This window comes from Binatus sp. (SeqCode), from assembly GCF_036522015.1.
Lineage (GTDB): Bacteria > Desulfobacterota > Binatia > Binatales > Binataceae > Binatus.
The window spans coordinates 1-12496 of record NZ_DATDGQ010000200.1 but is presented as its reverse complement, the minus strand read 5'-3'; the positions used below and the strand labels follow the sequence as shown (position 1 = coordinate 12496).

Sequence of the window (12496 nt, the reverse complement as noted above, 5' to 3'; positions counted from 1 at the left end):
GGACAGCGCGTTCGGCCCCGATGAGGACGAGCTGGAAGCGACGGGCGTCGAGAAGCGTCGTCGCGGGCGACCGCCAAAAGCTAAGAAGCCGCTGGTACAGAAAAAAGCGAAGTAGCGCGCCGGGAGTCGAAAGGGGAACTTTATCTTAGCGAACCCAGCCTGGGTTCGCGCTTCCTTGCGCCGGGGGTGACCTCTCCACCCAAGTTAAGAAAATAGTGCGCGAGGTTCGCTGGCCGCGTCGCACTGACCGGAAGGTGTACCATTGCGGGACGTGACTTCGCCGGTTGCGGCACAAATCAGTTGACAGCCCGACGCTTCCGCTCTTCTCCGGATTCTAACTCATAACTATCGCGCGTCTTTTCGAAATTCAGCGCACGCATCTGTGTCGGCATAGTGATTGCTCTGCTATCGCAGCGGCCTCAGCGGCGATTGCGAGTGTGGGGATTTTTTTCGGATGTTCTTGTTGCTGGTGGAAGACAACCCTACCGATCGGATGGTTATCCAGGCCCGGCTCCGGCGCGCTTTTCCGAGCGCTCAGATCATGGCCGCCGACGATCCGATCGCGATGAATGAGCATCTCAAGCGCGACCGGTGCGATATAGTTATCACGGACTATTGGCTGGGCTGGAGCGACGGCTTGTCGATTCTGCAGCGTGTGCGCGAGCGATGGCCGCGGAGCCGCGTAATCATGCTGACGGGCAACGGCGGCGAAGAAGTGGTGGCCGGGGCGTTCAAGTACGGGCTCTATCACTACCTGCTCAAGCCGGACGGATTCGCGGAGCTCGCGGCGGTGACCGGGGCTGCGATGGAGAGCAAGCGGCGCGAAGATTTCAACGAGTTGATGGCGATGCTCGTCAATTCGATTCCCGACGCGGTGCATAGCGTGGATGCGGCCGGAAGGATCACTGCGATTAACCTGGCGGCGCGCAGGATGTATGGCTACGCCGAGCTCGATATCGTCGGACTCACCGACCAGATCCTGCTGCCTGCCCGGCGCCGCGACGAAATCCGGCGGATGCGTGAACGGGCGCTCGGCGGGGAAATCGTGCCGCGCTTCCCGACCTTGCAACTCCGCAGCGACGGCGCCGAAATTCCGGTCTCGATGACAATACTACCGATGCGTCACGGCGACGGCCCGATTTCCAACGTCGCGTTCATCGCAACTGCGATTGGCAAGTCGATTCGCGCGGCCGGCGCCGCCAGTGCGCGCGATGAGTCGCATCCGCCGCGGCACGTTTCCCCATTAAGCATCCACTAGCGCGCTTTGTCTTGGCTGGCAGGATATAGGAGATCGGGGGCGCGCGATTTCGCGCCATAACCTGAAGATGACCTGAAATGGGCTCCGCTACCTTGGCGCGCGCCGGAGGACTAAAGTAACCGGTCTGATGGCGCACGATAACGGCTCGCAAGACCTCACCGAGCACGGGACATTGAATCATGTGCCGCTGCATTGGAGCCGGCCGGTGCGGATCGCGCTTTACTACGCGCTCGGCGGACTCATCTGGGTGGCGATGTCCGATCGGGTCTTGTCGCTTATGCCGGCGCATTCGTACACGCTCAACCGGCTGATGTTCGTATGCGTGAATGCGCTGCTGCTCTATCTGGTCGCGGCCCGCTACATGAAGACGATTCGCCTCTCGGTTGCGGCGCGCGAGGAAGCGCTGGTGCGGGCGCGCGGCTACTTCGAATCGTCAGTCGAGGGAATTATTTCGGCGGACAGCAACGGGATGATTCGCCAGCTCAATCCGCGCGGGCAGGAGATGTTCGGTTACCACGAAATGGAGCTGGTGGGTCAGCCGATTGAAGTCCTGGTGCCGCAGCGGTTCCACTATCGCCACGAGGCGCATCGCAGCGCTTTTTTCGCTGCGCCGAGATCCCGCGCGATGGGCCGCGGGATGGAAATTGCGGGACGCCGAAAAGACGGCAGCGAATTTCCCGTCGAGATCAGTCTCAACGTCGTGCATACACATCGCGGCAAACTGGTGATCGCGTTCATCTCGGACATCACCGAGCGCCGTGCGATGGAGCGCGAGGCGCGTCGCAACGAAACCGTCGATGCGCTCGCGGCGGTGGCGGCCGGAATCGCGCACGAATTGAATAATCCGCTGGCCGTGATGGCCTCGCGAATCGAGCTGATGCTCGCGTCGGACCAGGATCTCAGCGGCCAGACGCGCGACGACCTGCTGGTCCTGCAGAAAAACATCGAACGCGCCAGCCGTATCTCGCACAACATGCTTTCGCTCGCGCGGCAGCGGCCCGGCTCGCGCCAGACGGTGGATATGAACGTCGCCGTCGAGGAGGCGATGTTGATCGTCGGCGCCGAGCCCAAGGGGGTCATGCTGCGATATGAAACGAGCCTCGATCGCTCGTTGCCGCCGGTGATGGCCGAGCCGACGGGCATCGAGCAGGTGCTGATAAATTTTATTCTGAACGCGCGCGACGCGGGCGCGCACCGGATACGAATCGAGACTGGGCCTGCGCCAGGACGCGACGGTCACCTGCGTTTGTCGATCTCCGATGACGGCGCGGGAATCGCGAGCGACGTGCTCGGCAAACTGTTTCAGCCGTTTTTCACGACCAAGGCGAAGGGAACCGGCCTTGGTCTGTGGCTGAGTCAACGCATCATTCAGGATCATGGTGGCAATGTCGTGGTCCAATCCGAGGTCGGCAAAGGCACCACTTTCGCGATAACTCTGCCGACGATGGGCGAGTCGTCGTCGGAGCGGATGGTGCTACCCGCGCGCGACGAACCGCCGGCGCCCGCGCACCTCGCCGCACGCAGCAATCGATCGGGCCGCTGATTAGGCCGATGGCTGCGAAAGCAAAAATCCTGATCGTGGACGACGAACGCGATCTCGTGGACGCCTATGTGCGCCTGCTCGAGCGCGCGGGCCATCGATGCATCGCCGCATTCGACGCGAACGAGGCAATCCAGCTTATCGACGCCGAATCGCCCGACCTGGTGATAACTGACCTGAGTCTCCCGGACACCAGCGGCATCGAGATCATCCGTCACATCCGCGCGAAGTCAGCGGTTACACCGATCATCGTGATGTCGGGCCACAACACGCCCGAGCTCAACAACGCCGCGCACGCCGCAGGAGCAAACATCTCGCTCCTGAAGCCGGTCTCAATCGCCGAGCTGCAGCGAGTGATCGTCGAAGCACTGGGGCGGTGAAAAGAAGATCGAGATCCGAATCCTAGCCTCTCTCTATCAGGGAGAGGCCGCGCTTCCAGCGCGGGTGAGGGTCAAAATTCCTGGTTCCGGAAAGCGCAGAGGGACATCCTATTAAGCGGACCCTCACCCGCCGCGCGCGGACGCACGTCCGGCGGGGCTTCCCCTGATAGAGAGAGGCTAAGAGCAGCGCGGAAAGTAGCAGAGGCGGTATTGTGATGTGTATAGATAGACGCTATCATACACATAGAGGGAGAGCCAATGCGAACGAATATCGTAATCGACGACGCATTGATGGCGCGCGCGATGAAGCTTGCTGGAACCCGGACCAAGCGCGAGACCGTTGAAAGCGCACTCAAGCTTCTGATCCAATTGCGTCAGCAGGCTCGCATACGGACCGCGCGTGGCAAGCTTCGGTGGCGCGGTGATCTGGATGCGATGCGCCGCGACGCATGATCGTCGTGGACACGTCCGTATGGATCGACTACTTCAACGGACGTCCGACTCCCGCAGCCAACCTGCTGGATTCTCTGCTAGAGCGCGAACGACTGGCCATCGGGGATCTCATACTGACTGAAGTGCTGCAAGGATTTCGCTCAGACCTCGAATTTAGACGCGCATTGGACTTCCTGAGCGCGTTCGAATTTCAAACGATGGTCGGACGTGAAGTTGCTATTGACAGCGCTCGTAACTATCGCAGGCTCCGCTCCACAGGAGTCTCCGTGCGAAAAACGATCGACGTGATGATCGGGACATTTTGCATCCAGAACGGTCATCAACTGCTTCACACCGATCGCGATTTTGATCCGATGGAACGGTACCTGGGTCTTGACGTTATCAGGGTTTGAGCGTCGTGCTTGACATCCAGGTGCGAGCGCAGATCTCAGCTCGAAGGCCGCACCCACTGCGGAGGTGGGTGAGAAATTAGACGACACCATACGGCCTCCTGATACGTTGCGAAACAGCCACCGGCGAAGAAGGCAAGTCCCAGAAAGTAAGTTAAAAACAACACAGCAGTCGGTCCCATCATTTCTTTCAGCATGGCCTGCGAGTAGTAAGGAGACCAACTGAGCGGCGGATCGACCAGCCATCTCCATCGTCGATACGCGCCGACGAGCATGAGTACTCCGACGATGGCGCAGCCGACCTGCAAGAGCAGCCGGTGCAAGCAGTCAAGGAATTGATCGTGGCTCATCGCTACAGAGTGCGTTTGAACGAGACGCTTGCCAGCACCAGCATCAGGACCATGAAGACCAGCAGGAAGGCTATGTCGCCGCTTACTGCGCTGAAGTCGGCGCCTTTGAACAGGATCTGTTTGATTGCGCTCACTGAATGGGTTTCGGGATTGAAGTGCGCGAAAGCTCTTAGCCAGGGCGGGAAGCTCTCTACCGGATAGATCGCGCCACTAGGAAAAAACAGGATTACGTTCAGAAAGCCTGAGAATGTTCCGACCAGGCGCGGATGGCCCGCGCGGCCGAGCATCGAGAACGTCATCGCGAGCAGGCCGGTCGCGCTAATCACGATTATTCCGATCAGCATCAAGAGCGCCGTCGGGCCGCCGAGGATGCGGCCGCGCGTGATCATGAGTCCCAGGAACAAAACCAGTATGCCGCCGATGCTGGTTACCGTTACGCCGCTGGCGAGGATGCCGCCGGCGATGTCCCATCGTGAAAGGGGAGTCACCAGGTAGCACTCGGTGACGCCCATGAATTTGTCCATCACCCAGTTGAACACGCCGGACATCAGCGAGCCCATGAAGATTGCCATCACGATGACGCCGGGAATGAGCGAGCGATCGTAATCGACGTACGGGAACAGCCAGCCTGGACGCAGCGAGATGTCGTTGAGCTTGGGCTCGCGCGCGGTCACGAATGCGACTCTCACAGTGGCGGCGGCCTGATCGAGCACGCCCTCGAGCGTCTGCGAGCTGATGCTGTCGACGTTGTCGGTGAACAATCCTATTTGCGCGATGCGGCCTTCGGCGACGTCGTGGCTGAAGTCCGGCGGAATCACCACGACGCCCTTGTAGAGTCCGTCGCGGACTTCATCGACGGCGTTGCCGGGGTCGCTCTCGAAGGTGACGTCGACGGTCTTCGGTCCCGCCTGCAGCGCGAGCAACTGCTCGACGACGCGGCGCGCGTAGAGTCCGTGATCCTGCTCGACGACGACGATCGGCAGATGCTTCAGTTGACCCTGGAAGGAGTTGCCGATGATCACAAGATAAACGATCGGCATCAGGATGACCGAGACCAGCGTGATGGGATTGCGCATCAGCTTCTTGAGGTCGCGGCGCATGATTGCGAGGAATTTCAGCCCGAACATCGCGAACTCCTCAGCGCTGCTGCGGCATTCCCGCGCCGACGAACAGGCTGACCTTCTTGGCCGGCTCGTCGCGGAGCGTGCGCCCGGTGAAGTGGATGAAGACGTCTTCGAGCGAGAGTTTCTGCACGGTGATCGAAGTCACATGATCCCCGGCGCCGTCGATCGCTTCGAGAATTTTTGGAATTGCACGCGCGCCGTCATTGGACGAAAGCTGCAAACGGTTGCCACCGTCGAGATTCACCTCGCGCAAGTACGGCATCGGCTTCAGCATCTCGGCAATAGCGGTGGGATTCTTTTCGACGACCAGATCGATCCGGTCCGCTCCCGGCACCATCGACTTGAGTCCGACCGGCGTGTCGAGTGCGATTATCTTGCCGCCATCGACGATTGCGATCCGATCGCAGAGCGACTCGGCTTCGTCCATGTAATGCGTCGTGAGCGAGATAGTGATCTCGCTTTCCTTGCGCAGCGTCTCGAGCAGATCCCACACCGCGCGGCGGCTTTGCGGATCGAGCCCGATAGTCGGCTCGTCGAGGAACAACACGTCGGGCGAATGAATCAGACCGCGCGCGATTTCGAGCCGGCGGCGCATCCCGCCGGAATAGGTCGCAACGAGATCGTTGGCGCGCTCGGTCAGCCCGACCATATGCAGGAGGCGATGCCCGCGTTCGCGGCGCTCGCGGCGCGACAGGCCGAAGAACTCGCCGTAGATATCGACGTTCTCCCATCCGGTCAGATCGAGGTCGGAGGTCAGCGCCTGCGGAATGACGCCGATATTTTCGCGCACCTGGCGCGGATAGCGCGCGACGTCGAAGCCCGCGACGAACGCGTGGCCGCCGCTCGGCGTTATGAGCGTGGTGAGCATCCGCACAATTGTTGTCTTGCCGGCGCCGTTGGGGCCGAGCAGTCCGAAGACCTCGCCACGGCGGACCTCGAAGTTGACCTTGTCAACCGCGGTGAACGCGCCGAAGCGCTTAGTCAGGTCTTTGGTTTGTATTGCTGGTGAGTCGGGTTCCATCGTTGCGCGGAAAAGTAACTTCCGCGGTCATCCCCGGTTTGAGTTCGCCCTCGGCCTGCAACACCTGCACCTTGACGTAGAAGGTGCGGATGTCCTGGCGCCCGCGCCGCACGTCGCGCTCGGTCGCAAACTCACCTTCCTGTCCAATAGCCATCACGCGGCCGGTGAAAACCTGCGGCGGTGTCGTCGGCAGTTCGACCTGCGCCGACTTGCCGATGTAGAGCGAACCGAGGTCGGTCTCTTCGACATCGACGCGCGCCCAGATGGTCGAGAGATCGTCGACGGTCAGAATGGGCACGCCCGGCGTCACCCACTCACCGACTTCGAGCGCCTTGCTGACGATGACGCCGTCGACCGGCGATTTTATCTCGGTGTCCACGATTTGATCGGCGTAGAGCTTCGCATTGGCCTGTGCGCTCAGCACGTCAGCCTCGTCCTGCTGGACGGTGGTGATGGCATCATCGCGAACCTTGGTCGCAACCACGTTTGCTTTCGCAAGCGCTTCGTTGCGCACGAGGTCGCGCCGGGCCTGCGCCAGGTTGGCCCGCGCATGAGCGAGATCGGCATTCGACTTCGCGAGCTGATTTCTCAGATCGATATCCTCGATCAGTGCGACGACCTGTCCCTTCCTGACGTGGCCGCCCTCGAGCAGATCGAGCTGCTTGATGCGGCCGCCGATGCGGCTGGTGATATTTACTTCGGGCGCCTCGATCATGCCGACGACTTTGATCGTCGAACGATCCTCGGGCGGCCACAGATATGCGCGTCCAAAAAAATAAAATCCGAGGACCACGCCGGCCAGGATTCCCAGTCGTATGATGCGGCGAACCAGGGTTCGAACCATTACGTATGCACCGGCTTGAAGTGACCCGACGGGTCTGCGCCGAGCGAGCGGAGCATCATATTGCCGAGCTCCAGACTTATATCGGAGACCGGACGGCCGGGTCCGTAGTACAACAGCAGCGATCGAATCGCGCCCTGGATGGCAAATGTCGCCAGCCGCGGATCGATGCGCGTGAAGACGCCGAGACGGATTCCTTCTTCGATCAGCGACGCGAAGAAGTTGAAGCCGCGCTCGCGCGAGCCCTCGATAATGCGATTGCGCGCCTCCGCCAGCCGCGGCTCTTCGGTCGCATAGAACTGGAGAAAATCGCGTCGCTGATCGAAAAACTCCACCATCACGCCGATCGACCGGCGCAGCCGGTCGACTACCGGCAGTTTCGGATCGGCACTGGCCTGATAGGTGCGATACGCAGTGTCGAGCCCGTCGCTCAGGACGCCGAGGTAGAGCGCGTCCTTCGACGGAAAGTAGAGATATAGCGTCCCTTTGGCGACCCCGGCAGCCTCCGCGACGCGGTCCATCGTGACCGCCTGGTAAGGCTCGTGCGCGAAGAGCTTGAGCGCGGCAGCGAGTATCCGCTGGCGCTTTGCAGCCTGCTCATCGTGAGCGTGAAAGGGGTGACCATTGGAGATTTCAGCCGAATTAGTGTTGGTTCTTTGCATATACTGACCAGTCAGTCATATTCTGAATGGCACGGGGATGCGAGTCAACGCCCGGGACTGCCCGACTCTCGAGGTCGGTTGCGCGAGCCGACCTGCGTGCCTAAACTCCCAGAACTTCCAAAGTGATTCACCAAAGGCGCCCGTAGCTCAACTGGATAGAGCATCAGACTTCGGATCTGAGGGTTGGGGGTTCGAATCCCTCCGGGCGCACCAACCTTATCCGCTGTTTAGTGCGGACTCGGCGACGGCTTGTACGGCGACCAGTAGGTCGTGGTGGTCTGGTTCTCCGGCGCGCGATCGTGTCCGGCCAGCAGCCGTCGAGCGCCCATTTTGCTGTCGCTTGCCGCCCTGCTAGAGCGTTGCCGTAGAGGGAATTTATGCAGACACGAATCGTTCAGATGGGGGCGGCAATAGCCGCGGTCGCACTTGCCCTCATGGTCGCTCGAACCGAGGCGTTTGCGGCCTCGGACAAGGAGTCATGCTCGACGACGAACACGGACGTCACAAATTCGAACGCCCACTTTACTGAAGCCAGCTGCGAAGCTTCAACCGGCCCACCCAACACGGCGACGGCCCATGCCTCCGGGGACGGCGCCTCGGCGGATTCCGACGCGGAAGACGGCAGCAAGGCCGTCAGTTCCGCATCCGGAAAGAACACTAAGGCGGATTCCAAGGCGGAAGACGGCGCGAGCGCCAAGGCAACCGCAAGCGGCGACGAGAGCGAAGCATTCGCGAGCATTGCAGTAACCGGCGGAGGCAACGCTACTTCGACCGCCACTGGCGGCGCCACGGCCAACGCCCAGATTGAAACAGCAGGGGGCGGTGACGCGGTCGCTACGGCGAAGGATGCCGGCGAGGCACTCTCCGATATAGGAGGCGGAGGCGGAAAGGCGACTAGCGTTTCAAGCGGAGATAAAAGCTTTGCGGATGCCTTCTCAGATAGTGGCGGTGCGGCGAAGGCTACCGCGAGCAAAGGGGCGCAGGGCCGTGGAACCGCGCGGGCGGCTGGGTGCAAGGCGACCGGCAGTGGTTCGGGTGCCGGCGGCGAGGCGGGGGCGGAATGTGACAATCCCGGGAGCGTCGTATCGGCAGTCGCTACCAAAGGCTCTATCGCCAACGGCAGCGACACCCTTGCGCCGGTTTGCACGCCAAAGAACGGCGGGATCGCCAAGGTCAGGAGCCCGATGGGAAACTGCGGCTGAGCGCCGCGAACGAATTATTTGCGGTATACTCAGCGGAAAAATTGTAACGTCAGACTTGACACATGACGCGCGCGGCGTTACATTTGTAAGCGTGACCGAAAGCTTCCGGGATAAGGGACTCAGGGAGTTGTACCAAACCGGACGTAGCGCGAAGGTCGATGCCAAGCTGACTCAGAGATGCATTGACGTGCTGGACGCTCTAGAAGCGGCCAACAATCTGAAAGATCTCAATCTTCCAGGCTTCAGTCTGCATCCGCTGAAAGGAAAGCCAGTCCGCCACAGCATCCACGTGAATGGACCGTGGTGCATCACGTTCGAGTGGGATGCGCCAAGAGCCTTTCGAGTTGATTTGGAGCAATATCACTAGGATTTTGAGGCACTAACGATGACCCAGGAATTTGTTGTTCAGCGCGATAAGATCACCCGAGCACCCGTGCATCCTGGCGTGTTCTTCGAGCGTAATATTCTGCCCGAGTTTCGGCGACAGCGGCGCACGGTCGGTGAGATCGCGAGTCTGCTGGGTGTGAGCCGCCAGTCGCTGTATCGCGTGATGGAAGGTCAGGCCGCGGTGACTGCCGACATGGCCGTGCGACTCGGCAAGCTCTGTGGCAACGGGCCCGACTTATGGCTGAATATGCAGGCGCGTCATGACGCATGGGAAGCCACCCACCGGCTGGCCGAAGATCTGAAGAGAATCCCGACGCTAAGAGAGGGATAGATTGAGTCTATGTAGGCATGCGAGACGGACTTGTGACTATTGGCTGCCGACTCACAGCGGAATTGCGGTTCTGAACAAAATGAAGCGGCCTAGCATTTCGCCGACCAGGACTGACATTACCGCTATGTAGAGCAGGCCGGTTGCGGCCATCGTTTGCGGGATTTTCAGCGTTTGCCAGCACATCCAGACCAGTACGATCGTCGCGATTGGGCCGAGTAGCACGCGGACTGCCAGTAGTCCCATGTGCGAGGCGAATAGATCGTGCACGGCGGCCGCAGCGCCGGCGCTGCCGAGGATTGCGGGCATTCCGATCGCGAGGCCAAGTGCAACCAGGTCCGCGACCAGCACGATCCCCAGCAGCCTTACAAAATTGCGCAGGTAGTCGACCGGCATGTCGAGGTCGATCAGGTACCAATGGCCGAACAGCATGGCACCACTGACCAGTCCCAGCACCAGCGCCGAGGTGATTGCAGTAAGAGCGTAGGCGAGTGCGGCGACCGCACCGAAGCCGGGCGGCATCAGGAGCGTCACGTTGGCAATCAGCGCGATGAGGCCGAGTCCAAGGCCAAGCGCGTAGGCGCGAGAGCGCAGCAGCCCGTTCTCGGTCCAAAGCGTGTAGAGATAGACGGCGACGGCGACGCTCGACAGGGTCCACATCGCGGACGCCGTCCACAACGAACCCGCGCCCGGTGCTGCCGCCGCGCCGCCGCGCAGCGCCAGCAGTCCCAATCCGATTGCGGTGGTAAGCGAGGCGGCTAGGTACACCGACGCGCTAGATTTGTAAAAGCCGCGCTCGACGCTGAAGAAGGGCGGAATCGCCAGAGCGAACAACCCGCCCCAGGCGAGTTCTCCGAACACGAGAATGAAGCATGCAGCGAATCTGGTCACGCGGGAATACTACCGATCGAGGCCGACCGCGAACACAGTAGCGCTTGCCCCTTCGCGCCACTCGGTGAAATAAAATGTCAGGCGGGGACGCGACGGGGTATGATTAGACATCTGCGGCGGCAGGGCTATAATTGAACCAGATCGACGGAAATCGACGGGGAAAAACATGCGGTCATCGAAAATTCTAACATTGTTGGCGATTGGGTTGGCGTTCGCGCTTTCTGCCTGCGGAGTCATGGAAGCCGCTCATCAGGAGCAGGTACAAAAGCAGCAGGTCTTCGAGCATCGCGTTGACATGGCGCATATCTGGGTCACGACTGAAGCGCCGGCTGCCGGAAAGCCGTACACGGAGCTTGGCGTACTGACTTACACGGAGCCGTTCACGCCCGATGCTATCGACGAAGCGAAGATCAGCGACAAGCTGAAGGCGATGGCCTTCGCGAAATGGCCTGACACCATCGACGCGATCGTCAACGAGGACCAGACAACTTCGGCCGACGGCTCCCAGATCACGGTCACGGCAAAGGCGATCAAATACGACTCGTCGGTTGACCGCGAAGCGTTGCATCACATGAACGAGGGAATGGTCGCGTCGCCGAACGGCAACTAGTAGCGGTTCGCGACAGAGTGCGATCTGAAAATGGGCGCGCCGCGGCAAGCGTACCGCGATGCGCCAGTTTTCATTTCCTGAAAGGGAGAAATGCCGATGATGACGCGGCTGGTGCCGAATATCTTCTATAACAGCTTGAGTGAGGGGCTTGATCTTTTCGTGACGTGTCTCGGGTTCAAGGTGCTCCATCAGGACGCGAGGCTGGCGGTCATCGAACGCGACGGCGCGAAGGCCTATATCGTGGAGAGTGCGGAATACGCGGCGAAGGATCGGCCGCAGATCACAATCGAGACCGATTCGATCAACGAGCTCTATCGCGAAATTCAGTCACGCGCGCCGCACATGCTTCATCCCAACTCGAATCGCATCGAGAAGAAACCATGGGGCGCGCGGGAGTTCGGAGTCCTGGACAAGACCGACGTTTGCGTTGTGTTTCGGCAGTTTTGACTGTCGCAGATTCAGGCCGGAGCAGACTCGGCCAGCAGGCTGTCGAGCTTGCCGGCGTCGTTGAGCGCCCTCAATTCGTCAAAGCCGCCGACAATCTTGCCGTTGATGAAAATTTCGGGGACCGTGCGGCGGCCGCCGGACATCTCGATCATCTTCGCGCGCAACTCGTCGTCGTCGGTCACGTCGATTTCATCGAATGCGATGCCCTTGCTCTTGAGCAGGCTTTTGGCGCGCGTGCAGAAGGGGCAGTAGGTGGTTGTGTAAACTTCGACTTTCGCCACGTCGTACCTCGCTAGCGTCATTGTTATCCGCGCGAGAACCTCTGTCCAGCGTTCAATCCGCTAGCGAGTGTCGGCGTACATTCGTTTGAGGCGGGCGGGCGGCACGCCGAGCAAATACATCGCGCGAATCAGCCACATCCTCACGACGGTGCGCGCGACACCGTCGCGATTCCATCGCCGTGCCGATGTCGTCACGCGGGTGCGCAGGCATGCGATGCGTCCGATGCGCTTGAGCCGTCGCGAGAATTCGAGATCTTCGCACAGCTCGAGTTCCGGGAAGCCGCCCAGGCGATAGAAAACGTCGCGTCGCACGAAGATCGCCTGATCGCCGG

Annotated in this window: 16 protein-coding genes, 1 tRNA gene and 1 pseudogene; 11 read left to right on the top strand and 7 right to left on the bottom strand. The window is 60.7% G+C overall.

Annotated elements, in window-relative coordinates:
• The first annotated feature begins 454 nt into the window (after window positions 1–454).
• The 5 genes from VIW95_RS08740 (at window position 455) to vapC (ending at window position 4023) form a co-directional block, all read left to right on the top strand.
• Window positions 455–1258 carry a PAS domain-containing response regulator gene (locus VIW95_RS08740; protein ID WP_331585456.1) on the top strand — a complete coding sequence of 268 codons (804 nt, stop codon included), beginning with the start codon at window positions 455–457 and terminating at the stop codon, window positions 1256–1258.
• 127 nt (window positions 1259–1385) lie between these two features.
• Window positions 1386–2801, top strand: a complete 1416-nt coding sequence (locus tag VIW95_RS08735; protein WP_331585454.1) for a two-component system sensor histidine kinase NtrB — start codon at window positions 1386–1388, stop codon at window positions 2799–2801.
• Between the two features lie 8 nt (window positions 2802–2809).
• Window positions 2810–3178, top strand: a complete 369-nt coding sequence (locus VIW95_RS08730) for a response regulator (protein WP_331585452.1) — start codon at window positions 2810–2812, stop codon at window positions 3176–3178.
• Between the two features lie 258 nt (window positions 3179–3436).
• Window positions 3437–3631 carry a type II toxin-antitoxin system VapB family antitoxin gene (locus VIW95_RS08725; protein WP_331585450.1) on the top strand — a complete coding sequence of 65 codons (195 nt, stop codon included), beginning with the start codon at window positions 3437–3439 and terminating at the stop codon, window positions 3629–3631.
• On the top strand, window positions 3628–4023 hold the full coding sequence (gene vapC / locus VIW95_RS08720; RefSeq protein WP_331585448.1) for a type II toxin-antitoxin system VapC family toxin: 396 nt from the start codon (window positions 3628–3630) through the stop codon (window positions 4021–4023). The genes VIW95_RS08725 and vapC overlap by 4 nt, the downstream gene beginning before the upstream one ends.
• A gap of 349 nt (window positions 4024–4372) precedes the next feature.
• Here the strand turns inward: vapC and VIW95_RS08715 are convergent, their stop codons facing one another.
• Genes VIW95_RS08715 through VIW95_RS08700 form a run of 4 tightly spaced genes read right to left on the bottom strand, consistent with a single transcriptional unit; the run spans window position 4373 to window position 8018 of the window.
• Window positions 4373–5497 (bottom strand): ABC transporter permease, encoded by a 1125-nt coding sequence (locus tag VIW95_RS08715; RefSeq protein ID WP_331585447.1) that lies wholly within the window; start codon window positions 5495–5497, stop codon window positions 4373–4375.
• A 10-nt stretch (window positions 5498–5507) separates the two neighbouring features.
• Window positions 5508–6515 (bottom strand): ATP-binding cassette domain-containing protein, encoded by a 1008-nt coding sequence (locus VIW95_RS08710; protein ID WP_331585446.1) that lies wholly within the window; start codon window positions 6513–6515, stop codon window positions 5508–5510.
• Entirely contained in the window at window positions 6472–7359 is an 888-nt protein-coding gene (locus tag VIW95_RS08705) for an efflux RND transporter periplasmic adaptor subunit (RefSeq protein ID WP_331585445.1), read from the bottom strand. Before VIW95_RS08705 ends, VIW95_RS08710 begins: the two co-directional genes overlap by 44 nt.
• Window positions 7359–8018, bottom strand: a complete 660-nt coding sequence (locus tag VIW95_RS08700; RefSeq protein ID WP_331585443.1) for a TetR/AcrR family transcriptional regulator — start codon at window positions 8016–8018, stop codon at window positions 7359–7361. Before VIW95_RS08700 ends, VIW95_RS08705 begins: the two co-directional genes overlap by 1 nt.
• 136 nt (window positions 8019–8154) lie before the next feature.
• Here VIW95_RS08700 and VIW95_RS08695 point away from each other — a divergent pair.
• The 4 genes from VIW95_RS08695 to VIW95_RS08680 all read left to right on the top strand — a co-directional run bounded on the left by VIW95_RS08695 (window position 8155) and on the right by VIW95_RS08680 (window position 9938).
• Window positions 8155–8231, top strand: a tRNA-Arg gene (locus VIW95_RS08695).
• Between the two features lie 164 nt (window positions 8232–8395).
• The gene (locus VIW95_RS08690) at window positions 8396–9220 is read left to right on the top strand and encodes a hypothetical protein (protein WP_331585441.1); all 825 of its coding nucleotides are present in this window, start codon (window positions 8396–8398) and stop codon (window positions 9218–9220) included.
• 91 nt (window positions 9221–9311) lie between these two features.
• Window positions 9312–9587, top strand: coding sequence for a type II toxin-antitoxin system RelE/ParE family toxin (locus VIW95_RS08685; protein WP_331585439.1), 276 nt, complete (start codon window positions 9312–9314; stop codon window positions 9585–9587).
• Between the two features lie 18 nt (window positions 9588–9605).
• Entirely contained in the window at window positions 9606–9938 is a 333-nt protein-coding gene (locus VIW95_RS08680; protein WP_331585437.1) for a HigA family addiction module antitoxin, read from the top strand.
• A 51-nt stretch (window positions 9939–9989) separates the two neighbouring features.
• Here VIW95_RS08680 and VIW95_RS08675 read toward each other — a convergent pair whose 3' ends face one another.
• Window positions 9990–10826, bottom strand: a complete 837-nt coding sequence (locus VIW95_RS08675) for a hypothetical protein (protein ID WP_331585435.1) — start codon at window positions 10824–10826, stop codon at window positions 9990–9992.
• Window positions 10827–10992: 166 nt separating this feature from the next.
• On the opposite strand from VIW95_RS08675, the gene VIW95_RS08670 reads away from it, so the two are divergent.
• Together VIW95_RS08670 and VIW95_RS08665 are read left to right on the top strand one after the other, a co-directional pair.
• Window positions 10993–11436 carry a hypothetical protein gene (locus VIW95_RS08670; RefSeq protein ID WP_331585433.1) on the top strand — a complete coding sequence of 148 codons (444 nt, stop codon included), beginning with the start codon at window positions 10993–10995 and terminating at the stop codon, window positions 11434–11436.
• A 96-nt stretch (window positions 11437–11532) separates the two neighbouring features.
• Window positions 11533–11883, top strand: coding sequence for a hypothetical protein (locus VIW95_RS08665; RefSeq protein WP_331585431.1), 351 nt, complete (start codon window positions 11533–11535; stop codon window positions 11881–11883).
• Between the two features lie 11 nt (window positions 11884–11894).
• On the opposite strand, the gene grxC is transcribed toward VIW95_RS08665, so the two are convergent.
• Both grxC and VIW95_RS08655 read right to left on the bottom strand, forming a co-directional pair.
• Window positions 11895–12185, bottom strand: a complete 291-nt coding sequence (gene grxC / locus VIW95_RS08660) for a glutaredoxin 3 (RefSeq protein ID WP_331585429.1) — start codon at window positions 12183–12185, stop codon at window positions 11895–11897.
• A gap of 39 nt (window positions 12186–12224) precedes the next feature.
• Window positions 12225–12496 (bottom strand): annotated as a pseudogene (locus VIW95_RS08655) (glycosyl transferase); the annotation flags it as partial.